Source organism: Kribbella sp. NPDC050281, from assembly GCF_040655855.1.
GTDB lineage: Bacteria > Actinomycetota > Actinomycetes > Propionibacteriales > Kribbellaceae > Kribbella.
This window is the reverse complement of sequence record NZ_JBFAKS010000043.1, coordinates 17,955-42,911: the sequence shown is the minus strand read 5'-3', so window position 1 is coordinate 42,911 and position 24,957 is coordinate 17,955. Positions and strand designations below refer to the sequence as shown.

At 68.7% G+C, this 24,957-nt stretch carries 22 protein-coding genes; 14 read left to right on the top strand and 8 right to left on the bottom strand.

Features of this window, described 5'->3' with window-relative positions:
* Positions 1-44 precede the first annotated feature (44 nt).
* The 7 genes from ndk (at position 45) to AB0I34_RS35325 (ending at position 7,262) form a co-directional block, all read left to right on the top strand.
* Positions 45-455: a nucleoside-diphosphate kinase gene (gene ndk, locus AB0I34_RS35355; protein WP_360453807.1), complete on the top strand. Its 411-nt coding sequence runs from the start codon at positions 45-47 to the stop codon at positions 453-455.
* 160 nt (positions 456-615) lie between these two features.
* The gene (locus tag AB0I34_RS35350; RefSeq protein ID WP_131352455.1) at positions 616-1,632 is read left to right on the top strand and encodes a rod shape-determining protein; all 1,017 of its coding nucleotides are present in this window, start codon (positions 616-618) and stop codon (positions 1,630-1,632) included.
* A gap of 20 nt (positions 1,633-1,652) precedes the next feature.
* Positions 1,653-2,603: a rod shape-determining protein MreC gene (mreC, locus tag AB0I34_RS35345; protein ID WP_360453805.1), complete on the top strand. Its 951-nt coding sequence runs from the start codon at positions 1,653-1,655 to the stop codon at positions 2,601-2,603.
* A 1-nt stretch (position 2,604) separates the two neighbouring features.
* Positions 2,605-3,138, top strand: a complete 534-nt coding sequence (gene mreD, locus AB0I34_RS35340; protein ID WP_360453803.1) for a rod shape-determining protein MreD — start codon at positions 2,605-2,607, stop codon at positions 3,136-3,138.
* The gene (gene mrdA / locus AB0I34_RS35335) at positions 3,135-5,189 is read left to right on the top strand and encodes a penicillin-binding protein 2 (RefSeq protein ID WP_360453801.1); all 2,055 of its coding nucleotides are present in this window, start codon (positions 3,135-3,137) and stop codon (positions 5,187-5,189) included. Before mreD ends, mrdA begins: the two co-directional genes overlap by 4 nt.
* A 10-nt stretch (positions 5,190-5,199) precedes the next feature.
* Positions 5,200-6,366 carry a rod shape-determining protein RodA gene (rodA, locus tag AB0I34_RS35330; RefSeq protein WP_360453799.1) on the top strand — a complete coding sequence of 389 codons (1,167 nt, stop codon included), beginning with the start codon at positions 5,200-5,202 and terminating at the stop codon, positions 6,364-6,366.
* A gap of 152 nt (positions 6,367-6,518) precedes the next feature.
* Positions 6,519-7,262 (top strand): hypothetical protein, encoded by a 744-nt coding sequence (locus tag AB0I34_RS35325; RefSeq protein WP_360453796.1) that lies wholly within the window; start codon positions 6,519-6,521, stop codon positions 7,260-7,262.
* Positions 7,263-7,316: 54 nt separating this feature from the next.
* Here the strand turns inward: AB0I34_RS35325 and AB0I34_RS35320 are convergent, their stop codons facing one another.
* The gene (locus tag AB0I34_RS35320) at positions 7,317-7,865 is read right to left on the bottom strand and encodes a hypothetical protein (RefSeq protein WP_360453794.1); all 549 of its coding nucleotides are present in this window, start codon (positions 7,863-7,865) and stop codon (positions 7,317-7,319) included.
* Positions 7,866-8,129: 264 nt separating this feature from the next.
* Here AB0I34_RS35320 and AB0I34_RS35315 point away from each other — a divergent pair, with 264 nt between their 5' ends.
* The 5 genes from AB0I34_RS35315 to AB0I34_RS35295 all read left to right on the top strand — a co-directional run bounded on the left by AB0I34_RS35315 (position 8,130) and on the right by AB0I34_RS35295 (position 13,856).
* Positions 8,130-10,481 (top strand): M43 family zinc metalloprotease, encoded by a 2,352-nt coding sequence (locus AB0I34_RS35315; protein WP_360453791.1) that lies wholly within the window; start codon positions 8,130-8,132, stop codon positions 10,479-10,481.
* Between the two features lie 137 nt (positions 10,482-10,618).
* Positions 10,619-10,768, top strand: coding sequence for a hypothetical protein (locus tag AB0I34_RS35310; protein ID WP_360453789.1), 150 nt, complete (start codon positions 10,619-10,621; stop codon positions 10,766-10,768).
* Position 10,769: 1 nt separating this feature from the next.
* Entirely contained in the window at positions 10,770-12,092 is a 1,323-nt protein-coding gene (locus AB0I34_RS35305; protein ID WP_360453786.1) for a M20/M25/M40 family metallo-hydrolase, read from the top strand.
* Positions 11,975-13,432: an HAD-IA family hydrolase gene (locus AB0I34_RS35300; protein ID WP_360453783.1), complete on the top strand. Its 1,458-nt coding sequence runs from the start codon at positions 11,975-11,977 to the stop codon at positions 13,430-13,432. Before AB0I34_RS35305 ends, AB0I34_RS35300 begins: the two co-directional genes overlap by 118 nt.
* Positions 13,433-13,478: 46 nt before the next feature.
* Positions 13,479-13,856: a hypothetical protein gene (locus AB0I34_RS35295; protein ID WP_360453781.1), complete on the top strand. Its 378-nt coding sequence runs from the start codon at positions 13,479-13,481 to the stop codon at positions 13,854-13,856.
* A 37-nt stretch (positions 13,857-13,893) separates the two neighbouring features.
* On the opposite strand, the gene AB0I34_RS35290 is transcribed toward AB0I34_RS35295, so the two are convergent.
* On the bottom strand, positions 13,894-14,637 hold the full coding sequence (locus AB0I34_RS35290; RefSeq protein WP_360453778.1) for an alpha/beta fold hydrolase: 744 nt from the start codon (positions 14,635-14,637) through the stop codon (positions 13,894-13,896).
* Positions 14,638-14,731: 94 nt separating this feature from the next.
* Positions 14,732-15,142, bottom strand: a complete 411-nt coding sequence (locus AB0I34_RS35285) for a DUF2000 domain-containing protein (RefSeq protein ID WP_360453775.1) — start codon at positions 15,140-15,142, stop codon at positions 14,732-14,734.
* 79 nt (positions 15,143-15,221) lie between these two features.
* Between AB0I34_RS35285 and AB0I34_RS35280 the strand changes: the two genes are divergently transcribed.
* Positions 15,222-15,680, top strand: a complete 459-nt coding sequence (locus tag AB0I34_RS35280; protein WP_360453772.1) for an Lrp/AsnC family transcriptional regulator — start codon at positions 15,222-15,224, stop codon at positions 15,678-15,680.
* A 66-nt stretch (positions 15,681-15,746) separates the two neighbouring features.
* Here the strand turns inward: AB0I34_RS35280 and AB0I34_RS35275 are convergent, their stop codons facing one another.
* The 4 genes from AB0I34_RS35275 to AB0I34_RS35260 all read right to left on the bottom strand — a co-directional run bounded on the left by AB0I34_RS35275 (position 15,747) and on the right by AB0I34_RS35260 (position 20,325).
* Entirely contained in the window at positions 15,747-17,678 is a 1,932-nt protein-coding gene (locus tag AB0I34_RS35275) for a TIGR03960 family B12-binding radical SAM protein (RefSeq protein ID WP_360453769.1), read from the bottom strand.
* A 68-nt stretch (positions 17,679-17,746) separates the two neighbouring features.
* Entirely contained in the window at positions 17,747-18,739 is a 993-nt protein-coding gene (locus AB0I34_RS35270) for a GNAT family N-acetyltransferase (protein WP_360453766.1), read from the bottom strand.
* A 42-nt stretch (positions 18,740-18,781) separates the two neighbouring features.
* Complete coding sequence (locus tag AB0I34_RS35265; RefSeq protein WP_360453763.1) at positions 18,782-19,237, bottom strand: YcxB family protein; 456 nt, start codon at positions 19,235-19,237, stop codon at positions 18,782-18,784.
* Between the two features lie 83 nt (positions 19,238-19,320).
* A complete protein-coding gene (locus AB0I34_RS35260) occupies positions 19,321-20,325 on the bottom strand; it encodes a LacI family DNA-binding transcriptional regulator (RefSeq protein WP_360453760.1) in 1,005 nt (334 codons plus the stop codon).
* A gap of 200 nt (positions 20,326-20,525) precedes the next feature.
* On the opposite strand from AB0I34_RS35260, the gene AB0I34_RS35255 reads away from it, so the two are divergent.
* On the top strand, positions 20,526-24,047 hold the full coding sequence (locus AB0I34_RS35255) for an alpha-glucuronidase family glycosyl hydrolase (RefSeq protein ID WP_360453757.1): 3,522 nt from the start codon (positions 20,526-20,528) through the stop codon (positions 24,045-24,047).
* Here AB0I34_RS35255 and AB0I34_RS35250 read toward each other — a convergent pair.
* Positions 24,044-24,922, bottom strand: a complete 879-nt coding sequence (locus AB0I34_RS35250; protein ID WP_360453754.1) for a prephenate dehydratase — start codon at positions 24,920-24,922, stop codon at positions 24,044-24,046. The two genes, AB0I34_RS35255 and AB0I34_RS35250, sit on opposite strands and share 4 nt — an antisense overlap.
* Between the last annotated feature and the right edge of the window lie 35 nt (positions 24,923-24,957).

Sequence of the window (24,957 nt, the reverse complement as noted above, 5' to 3'; positions counted from 1 at the left end):
AGCTAGGCTCAGCGGCCCGAACTACTTCGAGAGAGAGTTGACAGATGTCGCAGCGCACCCTGGTCCTGCTGAAGCCCGACACGGTTCGCCGTGGCCTGGTGGGCGAGATCCTCGGCCGGTTCGAGGCCAAGGGGCTCCGGATCGTCGCGATGGACCAGCGCACGATCGACGGCGAGCAGGCGGACCAGCACTACGCCGAGCACGTCGAGCGCGACTTCTACCCGCCGCTGCGGGACTTCGTCACCAGTGGCCCGCTGGTCGCCCTGGTCCTCGAGGGTGACGAGGCGGTCGAGGTCGTCCGCCTCCTGAACGGCGCCACCGACGGCCGCAAGGCCGCCCCCGGCACCATCCGCGGCGACTTCTCCCTCTCCAACCGCGAGAACCTCGTCCACGGCTCCGATTCGCCCGAATCGGCCGAGCGTGAGATCAAGATCTGGTTCCCCGACCTACCCTGAGTGACACTGGAGGCGGGGGCGGAGGCCGCTGCCGACTGCTTGTGCAGGAATGGATACGATACGTGCCTGGGCGGACGGAACGTGTCGGTCCATGGGGTGAGCGCGGGCGGCGCTTAGCCTGATCGGGGACCGAGTGGGAGGTGCCGCGGTGGCGAACAGCATGCTCGGCCGCGACATGGCGGTCGATCTGGGTACGGCGAACACTCTGGTCTACGTCCGCGGTCGCGGCGTGGTGCTGAACGAGCCATCGGTGGTGGCGACCAGGACCGACGAGCCGCGCGAGGCGGTCGCGTTCGGGCACGAGGCGAAGAAGATGATCGGCCGGACCCCCGGCAACATCACCGCGATCCGGCCGCTGAAGGACGGCGTCATCGCCGACTTCGACGCCGCCGAACAGATGCTGCGGTACTTCATCCAGCGGGTGCACCGGCGCCGGTACTTCGCGAAGCCGCGGATCGTGGTCTGCGTGCCGTCCGGGATCACTGCGGTCGAGCAGCGCGCGGTCCGCGACGCCGGGTACATGGCCGGAGCCCGCAAGGTCTACATCATCGAGGAGCCGATGGCGGCCGCGCTCGGCTCGAACCTCGAGGTCCGCGATGCCACCGGCAACATGGTCGTCGACATCGGCGGCGGTACGACGGAGGTCGCGGTCATCTCGTTCGGCGGCATCGTCACCAGCCAGTCGATCCGGGTGGCCGGCGACGCCATCGACAAGGCGGTCGTGAACTACTGCAAGAAGGAGTACTCGCTGCTGCTCGGCGAGGCCACCTCCGAGCAGATCAAGATGACGATCGGATCGGCGTTCCCGACCACGGACGGTCCGGACAGCGAGATCCGCGGCCGGGACATGGTCTCCGGCCTGCCGCGGACCGTGAAGGTCTCGTCCTCGAACATCCGGCAGGCGATCGAGGAGCCGATCACCGCGATCGTCGACGCGGTCAAGGCCACCCTGGACAAGACCCCGCCGGAGCTGGCCGGCGACATCGTCGACCGTGGCATCGTGCTGACCGGCGGCGGTGCGCTGCTCAAGGGGATGGACGAGCGGCTGCGGCACGAGACCGGCATCCCGATCCACGTCGCCGAGAACCCGCTGGACGCCGTCGTGCTCGGTGCCGGCAAGTGCGTCGACAACATCGAGACCCTGAACCGCATCCTGGTCACCGACAACAGGCGCTGACGCCCGAGGGACGCTGACCCATGCTCAAAGACCTCGGCACCCCCGCCAGGGGCCTGGTCCGTTCGGCCGGTCTGCCGCGGGAGATCCGCCGGCGCCGGACCGTGCTGGTCCTGGTCATCCTGGCCTGCTTCACGCTGATCGTGCTCGACGCCCGGCGCTCGGCCGGCTCCCCGGTGGAGCCGTTGCGGGAGGCCGCGGCCGGGGTGTTCGGCCCGCTCGAGTCGACCGCCAGCTCGGCGCGGCAGCCTGTGGACAACCTCCGCGACCGGTTCGCCGAAATGGATAGGTTGAGGGACGAGAACGAAAAACTGAAGAAGGACAACGAGTCGCTCACCCGGGACCTGAACTCCTCCGACTACGCCCGCAACCGGGCCGCCGAGCTGGACAAACTGCTCAAGCTCGCACCCGCGTTCACCATGACACCTGCCCGGGTGATCGGGATCGGCAGCGCCCAGAGCTTCAACCACACGGTCACGATCGACGCCGGTACGGCGGATGGCGTGCACGTCGACATGACCGTGCTGAACGGGAACGGTCTGGTCGGCAGGGTGGTGCGGACCACCCAGGCGACCGCGACCGTGCTGCTGATCGGCGACCGGAAGTCGACCGTGGGCGGCCGGCTGAACGCCTCGATGGCGCTCGGCTTCGTCTCCGGCCGCGGCGACGTCGCGGGCCTGCTCGACTACCACCTCGTCGACCTGAAGGCGCGGCCCAAGGCGGGGGACAAGATCGTCACCTGGGGCTCCAGCGACAACGCGCCGTACGTGCCGGGGGTGCCGATCGGCGTCGTCACCTCGGTGACGGCGAACGAGGGCGCTCTCGGGTCCACCGCGACGATCAGGCCGTACGTCGATCCGACCCGGATCGACACGGTCGGCGTGGTGACCGGACCACCGGCCCGGCCGCCGCGCGCCCAGCTCACACCAACGCCTTCGCCGAAGGTGTCGACCACAGAAGGGAAGGTGAACTGACGTGATCGCACTGCGCATCGGGTTGGCCGCCCTGTTCCTGATGGTGGCCGTCACCGTGCAGACCTCTGTGCTGACGAACATCGCGGTCGCGGGCGTGACCTGCGACCTCGTGCTGATCGTGGTGATCGCGCTCGCTCTGTCCCGCGGGCCGGAGTGGGGAGCGATCGCCGGGTTCGCCGGTGGTCTGCTGCTCGACGTCGTACCTCCCGCTGATCACACCGCCGGGCGGTGGGCGCTGGCGCTCGCGATCGCCGGGTACGTGGCCGGTCTGATCCGTCGCGAGACGTCGACCGGCCCGGTCGGGCCGCTCGGGGTCGCGGTGACCGTGGTGCTGGGCACTGCCGTGTCGCTGTTCATCTACTGCGCGACCGGCTCGCTGCTGCACGATCCATCGGTCGACTGGGGCGAGTTCGGTGTCCGCCTCGGCATCGCCGCCGGGTACGACGTCGTCGGCGCGATCGTCGTCATCCCCCTGGTCATGTGGATCATGGGCCGCGTGGTCCCGGCCCGCGAGCGCCGCCGGGTCCTGCCATGAGCTTCGACGGCTTCGAGGCACCGCTGAAGGCCCGGTTGCGGTTGTTCGTGATCGGCGTGCTGGTCTTCTCCCTGCTGTGCACGTTGTTCGCCCGGCTCTGGTACATGCAGGTGATGTCCAACGAGGACTACACCCAGGCCGCGACGCAGAACCACACCCGTCAGGTCCTGGTGCCGGCGCCACGCGGCACGATCGTGGACGCCGCGGGCCGCACTCTGGTCGGCAACCGGGTCTCGCTGGTGATCACGGTCGACCGGTCGGTGCTGGCGAAGCTGCCGGACAGCCAGCAGAACGCGGTGCTCGCCCGCCTGGCGAAGGTGCTCCGCCAGAAGCCGAAGGACCTCAAGGCACGCACGATGCTCTGCGGCGAGCCCGGCGCGTCGAAACCACCCGCCTGCTGGAACGGCACGCCGTACCAGCCGATCCCGGTGGCGAAGGACGTCAGCGAGCAGGTTGCGATCGAGGTGATGGAGCGCCGCGAGGACTTCCCCGGTGTCGCCGCCGAGTCGCAGACCCTGCGTGCGTACCCCGAGCCGTACAAGGTGAACGCGGCCCACCTCCTCGGCTATCTGTCGCCGATCACGACCGAGGAGCTGGAGGCTCTGGACAAGGCCGGTCAGGACTCGGTCCCGCACCGGTCGGACCTCGTTGGCCGGGCCGGAGTCGAGCGCACCTACGACCAACTCCTGCGCGGCACCCCTGGCGTCAAGGACGTCATCGTCGACGCGGTCGGGTACACGACCGGTATCCAGAAGCAGACCGCGCCGGTCCCGGGCGCCACGCTGGTGACCAGCATCGACGCCCGGATCCAGGCGTCGGTCGAGACGCAGCTCAAGAGCGCGATCATGACCGCGCGCAAGCAGACCGACCCGGTCACCAAGCGCAAGTACGTCGCCGACTCCGGTGCCGCGGTCGTGCTGGACACCAAGACCGGCCGGGTCGTCGCGATGGCCAGCTACCCGACCTACGACCCGGGTGTCTGGGTCGGCGGCATCACCCAGCGCGAGCTGGACGGGCTGTACTCGACGAAGTCCGGCACCCCGCTGGTCTCCCGCGCCCTGCAGGGCCAGCTCGCACCGGGATCGACGTTCAAGCCGATCACCACCGCCGCCGCGATGGGCGCCGGGTACAGCCCGAAGACCCGGCTCGATTGCTCCTCGTACTTCGAGGTCGGCAACCGCCGGTTCAAGAACTACGAGTCCGCGTCGTACGGGATGATCGGCTTCAACCAGGCGCTGGCGCTGTCCTGCGACACGTTCTTCTACCGGATCGCCTACGCGCTCTGGCTGAAGGAGGGCGGCAACTCCACCGACGTGAACACCCACGACCCGCTGGTGGAGATGGCGCAGAAGTTCGGCCTCGGTACACCGACCGGCGTCGACCTGCCCGGTGAGGTCAGCGGCCGGATCGCCGACCGCAAGTGGAAGAAGCAGTACTACGACTCGCAGAAGGACTACTACTGCAAGCTGGCGCAGAACCCGCCGGCCGGTACGTCGGCGTTCCTCAAGCAGTTCTCCCGCGAGTTCTGCGTCGACGGCTACAAGTACCGTGCCGGTGACGCCGTGAACTTCGCCATCGGCCAGGGCGACACCACCGTCACGCCACTGCAGCTGGCCTCGGTCTACGCGGCGCTGTCCAACGGCGGCACGTTGTACGAGCCGCGGGTGGTGCAGTCGTGGATCGGTGCGAATGGCAAGAAGCACGAGATCAAGCCCACGGTGAAGGCGAAGCTGCCGGTGCCGTCGTCGACCCTGCGCTACATCGACAAGGCCCTCCAGGAGACGGTCAAGTCCGGTACGGCGGCCTGGAAGTTCAACGGGTTCCCGGTCGACCAGATCCCGGTCCGGGCCAAGACCGGTACGGCTGAGGTCTACGGCAAGCAGACGACCTCGTGGCTCGCGTCGTACACGGATCGCTATGCCGTGGTGATGATGCTGAGCCAGGCCGGCACCGGTTCGGGCGCCGGTGGTGACGCGGTCCGCAAGATCTACGAGACCCTCTACAACATCAAGCCCGCCCCGCCGGCCGGCCAGCAGACCCCGGAACGGTGAGGGCCTCGACATGGCACTGCTGAGCCCGATCCGGACCCGGCCGCGGATGGACCGGCGGTCGACGGTGTGGCAGGTGGACTGGATCCTTGTCCTCGGTGTCGTCGCGCTGTCGGCGATCGGCGCCGTACTGATCTGGTCCGCGACGCACGCCCGCACCTCGCTCACCGACGGCAACCAGTATGCGTTCCTCGCCCGGCATGCGCTGAACTTCGCCATCGGCCTGGTGCTCGCCGTCGGCGCCGCTGTCACCGATCACCGCCGAGTCCGCATCCTCGCTCCGGTCCTGTACGCCGCCTCGATCGTCGGGCTGATCCTGGTCCTGGTGCCCGGGGTCGGCGCGGTGATCAACGGTTCGCGCTCGTGGATCCAGCTGCCCTGGATGTCGATCCAGCCGAGCGAGTTCGCCAAGCTCGCGGTGATCGTCGGGATGGCGCTGCTGATCGCGGAGAAAGGCGAGACCGACCACAACGACACGGCCCGGACCGTCGACGTCGCGCAGGCGATCGCGGTCGCCTGCATACCCGTGATCCTGGTGATGCTGCAGCCCGACCTCGGCACGGTGATGGTGCTGGGGGCGATCGTGTTCGGGATCATCGCGGTGTCCGGCGTACCGAAGCGCTGGATGCTCGGGCTGATCACCGCGGGCGTCGTGGTGGCTTCGGTGGCGATCAAGCTGCAGGTGCTGAAGGACTATCAGCTGGCCCGGTTCATCGCGTTCGCGGACCCGTCGCAGGATCCGCAGGGCATCGGCTACAACGTCAACCAGGCTCGGATCGCGATCGGCAACGGCGGGATCTTCGGCCAAGGGCTGTTCCACGGCAGCCAGACCCAGAACGCGTTCGTGCCGGAGCAGCACACCGACTTCGTCTTCACCGTGGCGGGGGAGGAGCTCGGCCTGATCGGGGCCGGTGCGATCATCGCGCTGTTCGCGCTGGTGCTGTTCCGCGGGCTGCGGATCGCGATCAACGCGCGGGACGCGTTCGGCCGGCTGGTGGCGACCGGCATCGTCTGCTGGTTCGCGTTCCAGGCGTTCGAGAACATCGGGATGACGCTCGGGATCATGCCGGTCACGGGTCTGCCGCTGCCGTTCGTCTCCTACGGCGGATCGTCGATGTTCGCGGGCCTGCTCGCGGTCGGGCTGCTGGAGAACATCCACCTCCGCTCGCACCGGTTCTGATCGACCCGCCCAGACACGGCCCGCCCAGACACGACCTGCCCAGACACGGCCTGACACGGCACCGACTGGGCTGACGCGTCAGGTACGCTGCTGCCTGCTCGGCCACCGGAGGGCGCGCTCGGCCCACGGTTCTGACAGGGTTTGGAAGGTCCATGACCAGGTTCGTGTCGCTCCCGCTTGCCTTCGCCGCTGCTCTCAGCCTGTCGCTCACCGCCTGCGGTGGGGACGACAAGAAGAACGCAGCAGCACCCTCGACTCCCGCTGGGACCACACCGGCACCGAGCGTGACTTCATCGGCACCGAGTGAGAAACCGACCGGTCCGGTCACCCGCTCGTCCGCCGAGCTGACCCGGGCCCTGCTCGCGCTGAGCGACCTGCCGACCGGGTTCTCGCAGGAGAAGGAAGACCCCGAGGACACCTCGAAGCCGTTCTCGTCGCCGACGAGCAGGTGCAAGACGCTGGTGAAGTACCTCAACGCCACCAAGGCGCCCGGTGCGAAGGCCAGCGTCACCCGCTCGTTCTCCGGCGGCCAGGAGGGTCCGTACATCGACTTCGGCCTGGACTCGATGGGTACGGCGACGAAGGTCGCGGACCTGCGCGAGACCTACGACGACGCGGTCTCGTCCTGCTCGAAGGTCTCCCTCAAGGTCGAGGGCGAGAGCAGCACGTCGATGAAGGTCGAGGAGATCTCCGCGCCGAAGGCCGGCACCGGCCCGTTCGCGTTCCGCCTGACCGGCACGAGCGGCCCGAAGCGCGGCCTGGAGTACACGGCCGCGATCACCGGCGTGAACGACGTCATCGTCTCGGTCGGCGTGCTGGCCGGACAGGGCTCGGAGTTCGAGGCCGCCACCGAAGCCGCCGTCACCAAAGCCCAGCAGGTCCTCAAAGCCGGCTGACCCGATGGGCGGCGGACCTGGAGGCCGGCTGAGTTGCAGGACCGGACGGCGGGCTCAGCCGAAGGTCCAGGTCGGGTGGGCGGCCTCGAGGACGGACCGATGGCCTGACCACCTCGCCGAAGCGAGTGGAGTGACGTCGAGCAGCGTCGGGCGACCGGATTCGAGCCGGTAGCCCCACGTGAACGCGGCGACCGGGGCGACGGTGCGCGAGTGGATCACGTCGGGCACGACCACGAGGAAGGTGTCGGCGCGCCACGTGCCGTCCGGGTGGTCCGGATTGGCCGGGGCATCGAAGAACGTCGGCAGGTAGCCGTAGGCGTAGAACGGATCGGCCGGGCTCAGATTCGGTGCGCGGTCGACCGAGATGTCGCCGTCGAAGTCGCGGGTGATCAGCTGGATCCAGCCCATGATCGCTTTGATGCCGGAGCCGTGGTACCGCAGACTCGCCGTACACAAAGGAAAGCCGCGGAACGCCTCGGCATTCAGGTCCGGTACGACGAGTTGATGGCCCGACGCCCACGGGTCGTCGTTGGGCACGATGCGGACCGAGATCAGGCCGCGGTGACCCCGGACGTCGAACGGGATGGACAGCTCTCGGCGCATGGTGTTCCCCTCTTGAGGCTTCAAGCAATTCTCCAACAAGCGCTGGGTTTCCGGTGGAGTTCACTACCCGGCGGGCGAAGGCTTGTGCGCGAGCGGTGAGGGGAGCAAGGTGAATCCAGAACAGAGACTTGGGGGCCGACTGTTCGGTGGGGGAAGGCGGGACAGACCGCCTTCGATCGGAGGGCGGGCTGGGGGAAGACCTTCTCGGTCCGGGATCGTGTGCGTTCCCGACCTGCTCGTGCGCCCCCGTTGGAAGGGGGAGAGATGCCGAGGAAGGCCAACGGTCGAGCGGGCAAGCACCGCGACGACGACTACCGGATGCCGGGCGAGGCGGCAGCCGGTCAGGGTGCCAACGGCCAGCCGGCGAGCGGAATGCCGATGACGGGCATGAATTCTGCGCCGGGTTCGGCGGGAGCCGGCGGCATGGGCGGTGGTGGATCGGCAGGCGGTGCCGGTATGAGCGGCGGCGGCCAGGCCGGTGGAGTGGGCATGAGCGGTGGCACCGGTGTACCCGGTGGCGCGGGCATGGGTGGTGGCGGTTCAGCCGGTGGTGCAGGTATGAGCGGCACGGACGGGCGGACCGAGTCCCCGACTCGACGGCAGTGCGGTGTGATGGACGTGCACCGGCGGCTGCTGTCGACCTCACCCGAGTACGCCGCCGCCCGGTCGGCGATCGAGAACGCGACATCGCTGTACGTCGCCGGTCCGCAGCGGTTCACCGGTATAGCGCGGATCCCGTGCGTGGTGCACGTGGTCTGGAACACCGCCGCGCAGAATATTTCGCAAGCGCAGGTCGACAGCCAGATCGACGTACTGAACCGGGACTTCCGGGCGACGAACTCCGACCTCGGCATCGTCCCGGCCGCGTTCACCGGCCTGATCGCGGATTCCCGGATCGAGTTCTACCTCGCCACCGTGGACCCGAACGGCAACCCGACCACCGGTGTCACCCGGACCCAGACGAGTACGGCGTCCTTCGGCACCGACGACAAGGTGAAGAAGTCGTCGACCGGCGGCATCGACCCGTGGCCGACAGACCGGTACCTGAACATCTGGGTCTGCCAGCTCGGCGGCGGGCTGCTCGGGTACGCCCAGTTCCCGGGCGGCCCGGCGAACACCGACGGCGTGGTCATCCTGCACAGCGGGTTCGGCACCAACGGTACGGCGGCCGCACCGTTCGACCTGGGCCGGACCACGACCCACGAAGTCGGGCACTACCTGAACCTGTTCCACATCTGGGGCGACGACGGCAGTGGCTGCAGCGGCAGCGACGAGTGCGCCGACACCCCGAACGCGGCCGGCCCGAACTTCGGCGTACCGACGTTCCCGCACGTGACCTGCAGCAACGGTCCGAACGGGGATCTGTTCTACGACTACATGGACTACACCGACGACCGCGGCATGGTCATGTTCACCAACGACCAGGCCACCCGGATGGAAGCCTGCCTGGACACCGTCCGGACGAACCTGCCGGTCTATGCCGGCGCCTCCGGTACGCCGCAACCCGCCGGCTCGGTGGTGTCGTGGGGCGCGAACCGGCTGGACGCGTTCGTGCTCAGCACCGATCTGGCGATGTATCACAAGTGGTGGGACGGATCGTCCTGGGGACCGTCCGTCGCCGGTTACGAATACATGGGTGGTGTCTGCATGAGTGCTCCTGAAGTCGCGTCCTGGAGCCCGGACCGGCTGGACGCGTTCGTCCTCGGCACCGATCACGCGCTGTACCACAAGTGGTGGGACGGCTCGAACTGGGGACCGAGCGTCACCAGTTACGAGTATCTCGGCGGCGTCTGCATGAGCCCGCCGCGGCTGGCGACCTGGGGGCCGAACCGGCTGGATGCCTTCGTCCTCGGCACCGACCGCGCGCTCTACCACAAGTGGTGGGACGGCTCGAACTGGGGACCGAGTGTCACCGACTACGAGTATCTCGGCGGCATCTGCATGAGCCCGCCCGAAGTCGTTGCCTGGGGCAGCGATCGGCTGGACGTGTTCGTGCTCGGCACCGACAACGCGGTCTACCACAAGTGGTGGGACGGTTCGAACTGGGGACCGTCGGCCACCGATTACGAATATCTCGGTGGTCTCTGCGCTTCACCACCACGGGTCGTCGCCTGGGGCGAGAACCGCCTCGACATGTTCGTCCTCGGCACCGACTCCGCGCTGTACCACAAGTGGTGGGACGGCTCGAACTGGTCGGGCTGGGAGTACATGGGTGGCGTCTGTACGACGACCCCGACCGTGGTCTCGTGGGACGCCAACCGGCTGGACGTCTTCGTGCTCGGCGCGGACTCCGCGCTCTACCACAAGTGGTGGGACGGCTCCGCCTGGGGACCGTCGCTCACCGACTACGAGTACATGGGCGGCCTCTGCACCGACGAGCCGCGCGTCGTCTCGTGGGCCCCGAACCGGCTCGACGTGTTCGTCACCGGCACCGACAAGCAGCTGTACCACAAGTGGTGGGACGGCTCGAACTGGGGACCGGACATCACCGGCTACGAGCCGCTCGGCGGCGTGATCAGCGACTTCCGGGTGACGGTCCCTTCGACCGTGCCCGAGTCGATGCCGGCGTCCGGAACGATGCCGGGGGCAACCATCGAACAGGCGGTGCTGCGCTGACCGGACACAGCAAGGGGCGGTGGACGCACTCGTTCGAGGAGGACCACGACGGGATCAGCGTCTACCGCCGGGACGACTTCGCCTTCCCGCCGGCCCGCGGCCGGCGGGGGGTGGAGTTCCGGCCGGACGGAACGTTGGTGGAGTACGCGTTCGGCCGCGGCGACGCGCCCGAGCCCAGACCGGGCGGACACTGGAACGCCGACGGACTGATCACCCGCTCCGCCGGCGGGACCGCCCGGATCATCGCGGCCGAGCCCGATCGTCTCGAGATCATCTGGCAGGACTGACATGACCACTGCACCCGTGCGTTATCTCGTCGTACCGACCGTCGATGCCGCCGATGGCGCGCACTCGGCCCGGTTCGGCGACAAGACTCTCCTCTGGGTTCCGGCCGGCCAACGCCTCGGCCGGGCCTCCCGGACCGCACCCGGCCTGCTGCTCGTCACCCAGGTGGGCCGGAGTTTCCAGGACGACTACCCGGACGTCGCGCCGCTGCTCGACCACGGCCGGCACCTGGTGATCTCGTCGGCCGACAGACCGCGCCGCCGCTCCAACAACTGCTGGCGGATCGAACCACTCCGCGCCGGTACGACGGTTGTCGACAATCCGGCGCCGGCTGCGGCGAGGGTGGATCCATCGATCGTGGACCTGGTCGCACAACTGTCGCCGGCGTCGTACCAGGACGATCTGACCTGGCTGGCGAGTCTGCCGACGCGGCACTCGCTGAGTCCGTCGTTCACCACCGCGGTGGACTTCGCCGCCGCGAAAATGGTTGCCCTCGGCTATGGAGTGAGCCGGACCCAGATCACGGTCGGCGCCGGACACTCGCAGAACCTGATCGGCGACCGGCCCGGCACCGGCGGCGGTGGCCTGGTCCTGATCACGGCACACCTCGACTCGATCAACATCGCCGGCGGGCCGGCCGCCACCGCACCCGGTGCGGACGACAACGGGAGTGGTTCCGCGGGCGTGCTGGAACTCGGCCGGCTGCTGTCGACCCGGTCCTGGCGGCACGACGTACGGCTGATCTTGTTCGGCGGTGAGGAGGAGGGGCTGTTCGGCAGCAAGCAGTACGTCGCCGCGCTGCCTCCGGCCGAACGAGCCCGGATCCGGGCTGTCCTCAACATGGACATGATCGCGAGCAAGAACACAGCCGTGCCGACGGTGCTGCTCGAAGGTGCGCCGGTCTCGTCGAGTCAGATCGCGGACCTGGCGACGGCGGCAGCGACGTACACCGGGCTGAAGGTCGAGACGTCGCTCAACCCGTTCGCCAGCGATCATGTGCCGTTCATCGACGCCGGGATCCCGGCGGTGTTGTCGATCGAGGGCGCGGACAGCGCGAACGGCCACATCCACTCGGCGAACGACACGTTGAACTTCCTCAACTGGTCGTTGGCGGCCGAGATCCTCCGCATGAACATCGCCGCTCTGGCCGGTTGGCTCGAACCCGCGACCACGGTCGCGCGGCCAAGACCAGCCGGTTCGGTGGTCTCATGGGGCCCGGGCCGGCTGGACGTCTTCGCGGTCGGCATGGACTCCGCCCTGCACCACAAGGCTTTCGACGGCACCTGGCACGACTTCGAGTCCCTAGGAGGCGTTGTCCTAAACTGACGCCCGTGTGGAGCCCGAACGCGCGTGACCTAGGTGGACTTCCGACGAGGTACGGCGTTGCGACTCGCCAGCGGGCAGTGTTCCGGTCGGAGTCACCCGACAATCTGGACCCTGCGGGCCGGAGCGCGTTGGCTGCGGTCGGAGCCGGCTTGGTCCTCGACGTGCGCAGCGACCGCGAGCTGCCGCGACTACACCCGCTGGACGGCACCCCGGCGTACCGGCGGATCCCCTGGATCGACCCGGTCGCCGACGAGTCGCGCGACCCTGCTGCCGAGTCGCGGCTCGTTGATGTCTACTCCAACGGCCTGAGTCGCAACTCCGCCCACATCGGCAAGATCTTCCGGGCGATCGCGGATGCCCCGGCGGACCGGCCGGTGGTCGTGCACTGCCAGGCCGGCAAGGATCGCACCGGACAGCTCGCCGCTCTGCTGCTCGAGCTGGCCGGCGTACCTCGCGACGTGATCGCCGAGGACTACGCGATCAGTGAGGTCCTGCTGGGGCTGCAGGACGGTCCTGAGCGGTCGCGGACCAGGCCGGAGACCATCCTCGGATCACTCGACCATCTTGACTCCTGCCTCGGCGGCATCCGTGCGTACCTCTCCGGCCTCGGGTTGAGCCAGCTGCAGATTCACCGCCTGGCGGCGCGCCTCGTGCCGGTCGGCGTGCGGGCCGTGGTGTTCGACTTCGACGGTCTGCTGATGGACACCGAGTCCACCTCGGTGCAGAGCTGGCAGGCCGAATGGGCGCACCACGGGCTCGAGCTGGATCTCGAGGACTTCTGGCCGGGCCACGGTGGCGACACCTCCGAGACCCGGTACGCGCTGCTCGCCGCGGCCGTCGGCGCCGGCTTCGACCGGGAGGCCAGTCACGCCCGCAGGATGGCGCATCGCGAGCGGATGCACTCCGAGCTCGACTTCCGGCCGGGGATCCGCGACTGGGTGACGACGGCGCGCGAGTTCGGCCTGCAGGTCGGGATCGCCAGCAGCTCACCGAGCCCGTGGGTGCGCGGTCATCTGGAGCGGGTCGGCGCGATCGATCTCTTCGACCAGATCGTCACCGGCGACGAGGTCAGCACCCACAAGCCCGATCCGGCGATCTACGAGTTGGCGCTGCGGCGTCTCGGCGTACGGGGAGCGGAGGCCATCGCGGTCGAGGACACCGCGCACGGCGTCGCGGCGGCGCAGCTGGCCGGCATGTTCGCGGTCGCCATCCCCAATCCGTACGTCGCGCCGGCCGCGGTCGCGACTGCAGACCTCGTTCTGGGCAACGCTGACCAACTCCTGCTCAGTGAGCTGCTTCTTTCAGCGGCGTCGAAAGGGTCGACCTCGGTAACCGAGTGACCTAGTCTGCTGACCCTCTGTAAATTTCCAACCGGAGGGAACGCAGATGCGGAAGCTTCTTGGTGCTGCCGTGATGTCGGGGGCGGTTGTGGCGGGTCTGATGGTCGGGACGCCGGCCCATGCGTCGACGACTGGGACGCAGGCTTGCGACCTGGTGACCGCGCCGAGCGTCGGCTACAGCGCGCTGATGCTGTACGTCGCCGTCGACCTGGAGGGTTGTTCGACCAGCGTCACTGAGGTCAGGGTCGAGCTGCAGAAGGGCCCGAGCGCGTCCGGACCGTTCACCACGGTCGCCGAGACGTACGCGTACTCCGGCGGAGGCGCCTGGTTCGACGAGGGCACCGGCTGCGGCTACTACGTCGGTGTCGCCCACTGGCAGGACCAGACCGAGACATCGCCCAACCCTGCGTACTACTGCAACTGAATCCAGCGGCGCCTGGGCTCGGCGACGAGCCCAGGCGTCAGGTCAGGTGCGTCAGCAGCAGCGGGTTGATGACCTCGGGGTGGGAGTAGGTCACCAGGTGGGCCGCGTTCTCGATGATTTCGAGGTGCGCGCCGGGGATCTGACCAGCCAGGGGTACGACGGTCTCCGGCGGGATCGAGGTGTCCGACTCGGCGGTGACGAGGAGCACCGGCGCGGTGATGTCCGACAGGCCGGGGACCAGGTTGGTGCTACCGAGTGCCTCGCAGCAGGCGGCGTAGCCCTCGTCAGGACTGTCGAGCAGCATCTGGCGGACCGGAGCGGTCGCGGTGAACTCCGGTAGGAACCAGCGGCTGAGCGTCGCGTCGACGATCGCCTGGGTGCCTTCGGCGCGGACCTGAGCCGCGCGGTCGGCCCACATCTGCTTGTTCTCGGCCGGGTTGGCCGGCGGGCAGATCAGCGCGAAGCGGTTGAACCGGTCCGGCGCGTTCTGGGCCAGCCACAGCCCCACCGCGCCGCCGAGAGAGATGCCGACGTACGACGCCTGCTCCACGAGGAGCGTGTTGAGCAGCTCGACCACGTCACCGCCGAGGTCGTCGATCGTGTACGGCCCGAGCGGTACGTCGGACCCGCCGTGGCCGCGGTGGTCGAAGGTCACCACCCGGAACCGCTGCGCCAGGACCTCGAGCTGCGGCGCCCACATCGCCTGCGTCGCCCCGAGCGACGATCCCAGCAGAACCACCGGCGCGTCGTCGGGACCCGTCACCTCGTAGTTGAGTCGCATGCCCCCACACTACGGACGCGACCGCAGGATGCGACCTTGTGCGCGGGTCGACCACATTCGAGGGTCGCTGGTGGTTGCTCGGTGCTCAAAGTCGTCAGCGGTACAACGCCAGCGCACCGGTGAGTGAGTCGACGGTTTGGCGGGGACCGAAGAGGGCGAGGCCCAGGTATTCGACGTCGTCGGGCTTGGTGCCGCTCAGCGTGGTGGACATCTGCTCGTAGGTCCGTGCCCGCTGGGCGATCTGGTGCATGTCGTGCACGGTGACGTCGCCCCGTGCGGCCGCCGCGGTCCGGAGGTCGTGCAGTTGCTCGGCGGAGGCCCGCAGTACCGGGATCGGGTAGGCGCACATACCTGCGTGCGGGTTGCCCGCGGCATCCTCGGTATCCGGGCCGACCACCTGATCGTGGTGGTGGCCGAGTCCGACGCCGAGCAGGGCAGCGGTGTTCAGGGCGACGCCGATCGGCGCCTCGGCCGCGATGACCACGACCATCTTGTTCGTCAGCACGGCGGCAAACCTAGCTTCGTGCGCGGCTGTTCGCGATCGATTCCGAACGTCGTTCGGCAGACCTGCGAAACTGCCTGTCATGGACGAACTTGATACGGCGCTCCTGCGGATGCTGCAGAACGATGCCCGCCGGACCAACCGCGACATGGCGGCCGAACTCGGCATCGCCCCGTCCACCTGCCTGGAGCGGATCCGCGGCCTGCGCGACCGCGGCGTGATCACCGGCTACCACGCCGAGGTCGACCTGAAGGCCATCGACCGCTCCACCCAGGCGATCATCTCGATCAAGCTCCGCCCACAGGCAATGGCCGTCGCCACCGCCTTCCAGGACTACGTGAACCAGTTGCCCGAGACCCTGGCGATGTTCATGGTCTCCGGCGGCTCCGACTTCCTCGCTCACGTCGCCGTCAAGGACACCCAGGCACTGCGCGACCTCGTCCTCGCGCTGGCCAAGCGCCAGGAGATCGCCGACATCCGCAGTTCGGTCGTCTTCGAGCACCACCGCCGTACGACGATCATGCCGCTACCTGAGTGCTAGGGCGTGTCTCTCGATTCCCTGCGTGCTGCGCGGCACTCGGTACTGCAGGGAACCGAGAGACACGCCCTAGAGCACCGAGAGTGGCAGGAGCTTCTTGCCGGTGGGGCCGATCTGGATTTCGGTGCCCATCTGGGGGCAGACGCCGCAGTCGAAGCAGGGGGTCCAGCGGCAGTCCTCGACCTCGATCGCGCCGTCCTCCTCGAGCGAGTCCTGCCAGTCCTCCCACAGCCAGTCGCGGTCCAGGCCCGAGTCCAGGTGGTCCCAGGGCAGGACTTCGGCGTACTCGCGCTCGCGGGTGGTGTACCAGGCGAGGTCGACCGGCTCGTCGGCCAGCGTCTTGTCGGCGGACTCGACCCAGCGGTCGTAGGAGAAGTGCTCGCTCCAACCGTCGAACCGGCCGCCGTCGCGCCAGACCTGCTCGATGATGCGGCCGACCCGGCGGTCGCCGCGGGACAGCAGGCCCTCGATGATGCCGGGCTTGCCGTCGTGGTACCGGAAGCCGATCGCCTTGGCGTAGCCCTTCTCCGAGCGGATCGCGGCGGCCAGCTTGGACAGCCGCGCGTCGGTCTCCTCGGCGCCTAGCTGCGACGCCCACTGGAACGGTGTATGCGGCTTCGGCACGAACCCGCCGATCGACACCGTGCACCGGATGTCGCGCCGGCCGGACACCTCGCGGCCGGTCGCGATCACCTTCTTGGCCAGGTCGGCGATCGCCAGCACGTCCTCGTCGGTCTCGGTCGGCAGGCCGCACATGAAGTACAGCTTCACCTGCCGCCAGCCGTGCCCGTACGCCGCCGCCACGGTGCGGATCAGGTCCTCCTCGGTGACCATCTTGTTGATCACCTTGCGCATCCGGTCCGACCCGCCCTCGGGGGCGAACGTCAGGCCGCTGCGCCGGCCGTTGCGGGAGAACTCGTTGGCCAGCGTGATGTTGAACGCGTCGACCCTTGTCGAAGGCAACGACAGCGAGACGTTGCTGCCCTCGTACCGGTCGCCGAGGCCCTTGGCCACGTCGGCGATCTCGCTGTGGTCGGCCGACGACAGGCTGAGCAGCCCGACCTCCTCGAACCCGGACTGCTTCAGCCCGTTCTCGACCATGTCCCCGATCGTGGTGATGCTGCGCTCACGCACAGGCCGGGTGATCATGCCCGCCTGGCAGAACCGGCAGCCGCGGGTGCAGCCGCGGAAGATCTCCACCGAATACCGTTCGTGCACGGTCTCGGCCAGCGGGACCAGCGGCTTCTTCGGGTACGGCCAGGCGTCCAGGTCCATCACGGTGTGCTTGGCCGTCCGCCACGGGACGCCCGGACGGTTCGGCGCGACGCGCTTGATCCGGCCGTCGGCGAGGTACTCGACCGTGAAGAACTTCGGGATGTAGACGCCACCGGAGGCGGCCAGGCGCATCAGCACCTCGTCGCGCCCGCCCGGGCTGCCCTCGTCCTTCCACTCCCGGATCACGTCCGAGATCGCCAGCACGATCTCCTCGCCGTCACCGAGTACGGCGGCGTCGATGAAGTCGGCGATCGGCTCCGGGTTGAACGCGGCGTGCCCGCCGGCCAGCACGATCGGGTCCTCGTCGGTCCGGTCCGCGGCGTACAGCGGGATCCCGGCCAGGTCGAGCGCGGTGAGCATGTTGGTGTAGCCGAGCTCGGTGGAGAACGACAGCCCGAAGACGTCGAAGGCCCGGACCGGCCGGTGGCTGTCGAGGGTGAACTGCGGGATCGCGTTGTCCCGCATCACCTGCTCCATGTCCGGCCAGACGGAGTACGTCCGCTCGGCCAGGATGTGGTCGCGCTCGTTGAGCACCTCGTACAGGATCTGGACGCCCTGGTTGGGCAGGCCGACCTCATAGGCGTCCGGGTACATCAGGGCCCAGCGGACGCTGGCCGAGTCCCAGTCCTTGCTGACCGAGTTCAGCTCGCCTCCGACGTACTGGATCGGCTTCTGCACCCCCGGCAGCAATGCCTCCAGGCGCGGGAACAACGATTCGACAGTCATCGGGCACTTCCGGTCGGGATCAGAGCGCCTACCAGACTAACGCCGACCCCTGGATATCCCCGCATTCGCTAGAGGCTGAGCTCCCAGATGGTGCGCTGGGCGACGGGACGGAAGCCGAGCTTGTCGTTGACCGCGATCATCGGGGCGTTCTCGGGGGCGTTCCAGGTGTGCAGGGCGACCGGTTGGGGGAGGTCTGCCTGGAGTGCGCGGAGGTTGGGCGCCTTGACGGCGATGCCGAGGCGGTTGCCGCGGTGGGTGCGGCGGACGTAGGTGTCGTACTGGTTGCGGCGGTCGGGGGTGGCGGGAGTGCCGCCCATCTGGGTGTACGCCGCCAGTTCGCCGGACGCACTGTGGACGGCGGCCGTGGTGTAGGTGAAGCGACCCTGCGCGATCCGGCGGGCCTCGGCCTCCCGGATCAGCTCGGGTGTCCACCGGGTCGCCTCGACGGTGCGGTCGCCGTGCGGAACGTCCTCGGTCATCCAGGTGAGCAGCTCGGCGAACTGCTCGAGCCACTCCTCGGGCGCGTGCTCGCGCCACTGCACGAGCTGGTAGCCCGGGATCGGCTGATCGAAGGCCGCCAGCTGCTCGTCCGGCACCGGCAGTTCGAGGACCTGGTGCAGTTCCGCGTGCTTGCGGACGAACCCGCGCGCCGCCGCGAACGCCGTACCCGGGCTCTCGCCGGTCACCGGATCGCCGGCCATGTTCAGGCCGGACAACACCCGCCGGCCCTCGGCGCGGGCCCGGTCGATCACGACCTCCAGCAGCCGGGTCGCGACGCCACGGCGCCGGTACGGCGGAGCGACCGCGAACTCGACGTCGACGGTCTCGGTGTTGCCGAGCAACCACCAGTCCAGCCAGACGATGCCCGCCCAGGTGTCCCCGTCGACCAGCCCGATCCCGTCGGCCTTCAGATCGGAGTGGGTCCCGGTCATCAGGACCCGGGCCTCCTCCAGACCCAGTCCTGCCGGGAACTCGAGCTCCTCCCGGCGGACGTCGTCCTTCACCTGGAAGAACTGCTTGAAGACGTCTGGATCCCGGCCGTCGACCGTCACGATGCGCACGCGCCGAACCCTATGCGGCCAGGCCCGGCCGCGCCCCTCAATTCAGGATCGGACCAGCCTGCGGCCGGCGAGGAACGCCTGCCACTCCTCGGCCTGCCCGGGAGTGAAGTCGTCCGTCAGCAGTCGGAACCCACCGAGCCCAGGCAGCCGGATGACCCACGAGTCCCGCGTCTGCCGGACGGACTTCACCGCTGACCAGTCGAACTGGAGATTGCTGATCGCAGTCCGGATCGCGATGCCGTCGTCGGTCAATGTGTAGGTGTAGACAGGCCCGAACCTCCTGGCCACGAGGTGCCGCACGACACCCATCAGCTCAGGCAGCAGGAGATAGAACACGCCGAGCGCCAGCAGGCCGACGTCGTACGGCGGACTCAGGAAGCACCAGGCCAGGTAAAGCACGCCGACCGACCTCAGCACCCAGATGAACCATCGGAGCTGCACCCGGGTGTTCTGCAGCCGTCGTGCAAGCGTCAGTCTGACCGGAAGAACGATGTTCACGCCGATTCCCTCCCCAGCCGGCCTGGCGACCGGCCGGCGCAGCCTACCGGCTCCGCAGGTACAGGGACAGATTTGCCTCAGCCTCAGTTGGTGCGGTGGGACCGGAGGCCGGTGCTGCCGCGGATGATGAGGGTGGCGGACAGGGTCCGGGTCCGGCGGGTCTTGCGGCCGTGCAGGTACGGCGAGAGGAGGCGCCAGGCTTCCTCGCCGAACTCGGTCTTCGGCATCGCGACGGTGGTGAGGCCGGGGGAGGTGAAGCGGGCGTAGACGATGTCGTCGAAGCCGGCGACCGAGATCTGGTCCGGGACGGCGATGCCGAGCTCCTGCAGCCTGGCCACCGCGCCGAGCGCGACCAGGTCGTTGAAGCCGATCAGGCAGGTGGCGCCGGTGGCGAGGGCGGCCTCGGCCGCGGCGTGGCCGTCGTCCAGCATCGCACCGGCGGCGACCCGGGACAGCTTGGTCCGGCTCCGGATCGACGACTTCAGGGCCGACCAGCGCTCGCCGTCCGCGGCCGCATGCGCAGGTCCGGTGAGGTAGCAGAGCCGGGTGTGACCGAGCGCGTCGAGATGCCGGCACAGATCCGCGACCGCCTCCCGGCTGTCGACGGTCACCGAGGGAAACAGGCTGCCGGCCGGTTTGCGGTTGACGACGACGATCGGTACGTCGAGATCGGCCAGGCCGGCCAGGTCCGGCATGCTCATCCGCGGACCGCACAGGATCAGGCCGTCGCTCTGCCGGGCCAGCTCGTTCAGGTGCCGGAGCTCCGCGTCCGGCTGTTCGTTGGCATCGGCAACCAACGTCCGGTAGCCGTCCTGCTCGGCCTCGGCCGAGATGCCTTTGAGGATGGTGGCGAACAGCGGGTTCGCCAGGTCGGGGACGAGGACGCCGACGATGCCGGTCCGGCCGCGGGACAGGTTCTGCGCCGTCCCGCTGGGCCGATAGCCAAGGCGAGCGGCGGCGTCGCGGACCCGGATCACGATCTGCGGATCGACGTTCGGGGTCTCGTTCATCACCCGCGACACGGTGGACTTCGAGACGCCGGCGGCCGCGGCCACGCTGAGGATCGTCACCTGCCTGGTCCGGCGCACGCGTTCCTCCCTGCTGATCAGGAACCGGTTCCTGAATGCACGAGACCGGTTCGACGTCATCGTAGACCAATTGGCCTGTGATGCACCGCAACTGCCCGCAGAAATCGAAATCCCAGAGCGTCCCACCCTTGACGCAGCCCAGTGCCGAGCCTACGGTCAGGAACCGGTTCCTCAGCGGTCCTACACGGAAGGACGTCAGCATGGAGTTCACCCGGCGACAGTTGTTGCTGACCAGCGGAGCCGTGCTGGCCGGCGGTCTGCTCGACCCACTGACCGCGTCAGCCGGCCCGGGCCTGCCCGACGAGGACGGCCACGAACTCTGGCTGCGTTACCGCAAGGCCGGCCCGTCCCGCCTGCAGGACTACCGCCGCGCCATCACCCACCTGGTCGCGCCGCACATCGACGTCATCAACTCGGCCGCAACCGAACTCCTGCAAGGCCTTTCGGCCATCACCGGCCGCACAGTCCCGCGCCACACCACCCCCAAGCACGACGGCGCGGTCATCATCGGCACCCCCGACACCTCGCCGTACATCGCCCAGTACGTCGACCGCGCCGAGCTCCGTCGCCTCGGCCCCGAGGGCTACGTCGTACGGACTCGGCACAGCGCGATCCTGATCGCGAGCGAAGGCAAACGCGGCGTCCTGTACGGCGCGTTCCACCTGCTCCGGCTGCTGCAGACCCAGCACGATCTCACTCGCCTCGACATCCGCGAACGCCCGGTCAAGAACCTCCGCCTGGTCAACCACTGGGACAACCTCGACCGCAGCGTCGAACGCGGGTACGCCGGCGACTCGATCTTCCAGTGGGACGACCTGCCGGACACCGGCCCGCGAGACCTCGCCTACGCCAGAGCGCTCGCCTCGGTCGGGATCAACGGGACCGTCGTCAACAACGTCAACGCCAACCCGGCGTTCCTGTCGACCGAGATGCTGCCGAAGCTGACCGGCCTGGCCGCCGTACTGCGGGAGTGGGGCGTCACGCTCTACCTGTCCGCCAACTTCGCCTGCCCGATCGTGCTCGGCGGCCTGCCGACGGCTGACCCGTTCGACGCGGCCGTGAAGCAGTGGTGGTGGGACAAGGCCCGCGAGGTCTACGGCGTGATCCCCGACCTCGGCGGCTTCCTGGTCAAGGCCGACTCCGAGGGCCAGCCCGGACCGCTGACCTACGGCCGGACGCATGCCGACGGCGCGAACCTGCTGGCCGAGGCGGTCCGTCCGTACGGCGGCATCGTGATGTGGCGCGCGTTCATCCACGACTTCGACCCGGTGACCTGGGCCGGCAAGTCGTACAAGACGTTCCAGCCGCTCGACGGACAGTTCGCCGCGAACGTCGTCGTACAGATCAAGAACGGGCCGATCGACTTCCAGGTCCGGGAGCCGGTGCATCCGCTGTTCGGCGCGATGCCGCGGACCAGGACGATGGCCGAACTGCAGATCACGCAGGAGTACACCGGCCAGTCGACGCATCTGTGCTACCTGGTGCCGCAGTGGAAAGAGGTCTACGACTTCGACACCCACGCGGCGGGTCCGGGTACGACGGTCGCGGGCATCGTCGAGGGTGCGGCCGGGGTGATGAACTTCGGCTCGGACCGCAACTGGACCAGGCATCCACTGGCCGCGGCCAACACCCACGGCTACGCCCGGCTGGCGTGGAATCCCGCCCTGAAGGCTGCGGATGTGGCCGAGGAGTGGGTCCGGATGACGTTCGGCGACGAGGATCGAGTGGTCCGGACGCTGACCGGCATGCTGCTCGGGTCACGCGAGATCTACGAGGACTACACCTCGCCACTCGGCGTCGGGTTCATGATCGCCGGCGACCACTTCACCCCGAGCCCGGCGGGCAACGCACCCTGGAACCGGGCCGACCGCGAGGGGACCGGGTTCGACCGGACCGTGGCGACCGGAGTCGGGTACACCGGCCACTATCACCCGCCGGTCGCGCAGCAGTACGAGTCGCTGGCCAGCTGCCCTGACGAGCTGCTGCTGTTCCTGCACCACGTGCCGTACGGCCATCGCCTGCACTCCGGTAAGACAGTCATCCAGCACATCTACGACACCCACTGGGAAGGGCGCGACGACGCACACCGGCTGCGCGAGCTGTGGCGTTCGCTCCAGTCGCGAGTCGACCGGAGTCGGTACGCCACCACGCTGGAACGCTTTGACCTGCAGGCGATCCAGGCGACGCTGTGGCGCGACTCGATCGTCGGCTACTACTTCGAGGCCAGCCGCGTCCTGGACAAGTCACGCACCTGGACGCAGCTCCGACAGACCGGCGACGGGCTGCTCCTCGGCGGTTGGCCGAACCTGCTGAAACTCACTGTCGGCAACGCATCGCCGAGCCAGGTAGAGCTGACAGCGCGCGTCAGAGGTTGGACCAGCGGCGAGAGCACAGTCTCGATTCCACCGCGTGAGTTCGTGCCTTGCGAGGTCCCCGTCACCCCACCACTCACACCGCAGGTGACGTCCATCGACATCACCGCCGGCGCAGGACGCTTACCGGTCCTCGGGACGCAGACGTCGGTGATCGTGGCACCGGTCGGTGCACGATGCCGGCTCGCACTGGACGCCGGCGCGGCGTCCAGCCCAGTGCTCGCGGGCTACCAGCGACTCTCGCCGTCAGACTCCTGGGATCCGGCTCGAGGCTTCGGCTGGGTCGGTACGGCGCCACAGTCGCGCGACCGTGCTCGGTTGGATGTCCTGCGTCGCGACTTCGTCAACGACACCAGCGCTCGCACGCTCAGGCTCCACGTCCCGGCAGGCACCTCCGACGCCTACCTGCTGATCGGCGATGCGAACGCGGACTGCTGGCCCACGGTCATTCGCTCCGACGGCAAGCTCCTCGCCCAGAGTGGGTTCCTGCTCGGCGGGCAGTACAGCTGGGTCAAGGTCGTCCTCGACGGCGGCACGAGCGGTCGGGACATCGACCTCGAGCTGAGCAGCGTGACCGATCAGCACTGGCATCTGGTCTCCCTGGTCATCCCGGACGAGGCTGCCGAGCTGCCACCGCTGGTGGTGACCGAGGTCGCCGCACCTTCGCCGATGCTCTGCGGCCGCGAGAACACCGTCACCGTCAACGTCGCCAACACCACCGGGGCTGCGATGGAGGCGACAGTCCGTGTGCCGGCTCCATCAGGCTGGACGTCCAGTCCGACGACAGCGTCGATCCCGGCTGGCGACATCGCGCACCTCGAGGTGATCGTCGTTCCAGGGCCGGATCCGGAGATTCGGGCACTCGACGTCGAGGTCGGCGTGAACGGAGAGGTGACCGACACGAGTCGGACCGATGAGGTGCTGACCACGCCGGCGGGCGACACCGCCGTACTCGCGCTGGATGCGGGCACGGAGACCAGTCCGCTGTTGCCCGGCTATCAGCGTCTCGCACCCAACGCGTCGTCGTGGGTCGGCCAGGGGCCGATGTCGCGGGACCGTGCTGTGCTCGACGACCTGCGGCGGGACTTCGTCAACGACACGTCAGCCCGCGTACTACGGCTGACGCTGCCGACAGGCGAACACGATGTCTGGCTGCTGGTCGGAGACGGCACGCAACCGTCCGACCCGACGTACGTCAGGTCCGCTGGTGCTCGACTCGCCGCCAGCGCATCACTCGCCACCGGCGCGTTCAGCTGGCTCCACTTCACCGTGCTGGGTGGAGACGTCGACCTCGAACTGTCCGGAGACCCGACGAAGCACTGGAGGCTGAACGCGCTGGTCGTTGTCTAGTGGTGCGGCCGAAGCGCCCGGTTCGCTGCCGGTTCGGCGATCTGGGCGCGGAACGGGTGCGAGGGATAGACGCCGAGGATGCGGACCTCGACCGAGAAGAACGCGAGCTCCTCGAGCGCCAGAGCGACGTTCGGGTCGTCCGGGTGGCCCTCGATGTCGGCGTAGAACTGGGTCGCGAAGAACATCCCGCCGAGCTGGTAGGACTCCAGCTTCGTCATGTTGACGTTGTTGGTGGCGAACCCGCCGAGCGCCTTGTAGAGCGCGGCCGACACGTTCCGCACCCGATAGACGAAGCTGGTGATGATCGGCCCGGAGCCGACCGGAGGTACGTCGGGCTCCCGGGAGAGCACCAGGAACCGGGTGGTGTTGTGGTGCTCGTCCTCGACATCGCTCGCCAAGGTCTCCAGGTCGTAGAGGTCGGCCGCTGCCCGCGGGGACAGCGCGGCGACCGTCGGATCGGCCAGTTCGGCGACCTCGCGGGCGGCGCCGGCGGTGTCGTCGGCGACCACAGTGGACCAGCCGTGCTCGCGGATGATCTTGCGGCACTGGCCGAGCGCGTGCACGTGGCTTCGAACCGTCCGGATCCCGTCGATCGACGCCCCGGGGACGGCGAGCAACTGGAAGTGGATCGGCAGGAAGTGCTCGCCGACGATGTGCAGCCCGGACTCCGGCAGCAGGTGGTGGATGTCCGCCACCCGGCCGGCGATCGAGTTGTCCACCGGGATCATCGCCAGCCCGGCCCGGCCGCTGCTGACCGCCTCGAGCGCGTCCTCGAACGTCGTACAGGGCAGCTGCTCGCGGTCGGGGAACATCTCGGTGCACGCCATCGCCGAGTTGGCGCCTGGCTCACCCTGGTATGCGATCGGTCCGTCCACGGTCTACCAGCCTAGACCCAGGTCATCTCAGCAAG

Bases quoted from the DNA above. Each gene is read 5' to 3' on its own strand.
- ndk (WP_360453807.1), top strand. From the start codon at position 45: ATGTCGCAGCGCACCCTGGTCCTGCTGAAGCCCGACACGGTTCGCCGT.
- AB0I34_RS35350 (WP_131352455.1), top strand. From the start codon at position 616: ATGCTCGGCCGCGACATGGCGGTCGATCTGGGTACGGCGAACACTCTG.
- mreC (WP_360453805.1), top strand. From the start codon at position 1,653: ATGCTCAAAGACCTCGGCACCCCCGCCAGGGGCCTGGTCCGTTCGGCC.
- mrdA (WP_360453801.1), top strand. From the start codon at position 3,135: ATGAGCTTCGACGGCTTCGAGGCACCGCTGAAGGCCCGGTTGCGGTTG.
- rodA (WP_360453799.1), top strand. From the start codon at position 5,200: ATGGCACTGCTGAGCCCGATCCGGACCCGGCCGCGGATGGACCGGCGG.
- AB0I34_RS35325 (WP_360453796.1), top strand. From the start codon at position 6,519: ATGACCAGGTTCGTGTCGCTCCCGCTTGCCTTCGCCGCTGCTCTCAGC.
- AB0I34_RS35320 (WP_360453794.1), bottom strand. From the start codon at position 7,865: ATGCGCCGAGAGCTGTCCATCCCGTTCGACGTCCGGGGTCACCGCGGC.
- AB0I34_RS35315 (WP_360453791.1), top strand. From the start codon at position 8,130: ATGCCGAGGAAGGCCAACGGTCGAGCGGGCAAGCACCGCGACGACGAC.
- AB0I34_RS35305 (WP_360453786.1), top strand. From the start codon at position 10,770: ATGACCACTGCACCCGTGCGTTATCTCGTCGTACCGACCGTCGATGCC.
- AB0I34_RS35300 (WP_360453783.1), top strand. From the start codon at position 11,975: ATGGGGCCCGGGCCGGCTGGACGTCTTCGCGGTCGGCATGGACTCCGC.
- AB0I34_RS35295 (WP_360453781.1), top strand. From the start codon at position 13,479: ATGCGGAAGCTTCTTGGTGCTGCCGTGATGTCGGGGGCGGTTGTGGCG.
- AB0I34_RS35290 (WP_360453778.1), bottom strand. From the start codon at position 14,637: ATGCGACTCAACTACGAGGTGACGGGTCCCGACGACGCGCCGGTGGTT.
- AB0I34_RS35280 (WP_360453772.1), top strand. From the start codon at position 15,222: ATGGACGAACTTGATACGGCGCTCCTGCGGATGCTGCAGAACGATGCC.
- AB0I34_RS35275 (WP_360453769.1), bottom strand. From the start codon at position 17,678: ATGACTGTCGAATCGTTGTTCCCGCGCCTGGAGGCATTGCTGCCGGGG.
- AB0I34_RS35255 (WP_360453757.1), top strand. From the start codon at position 20,526: ATGGAGTTCACCCGGCGACAGTTGTTGCTGACCAGCGGAGCCGTGCTG.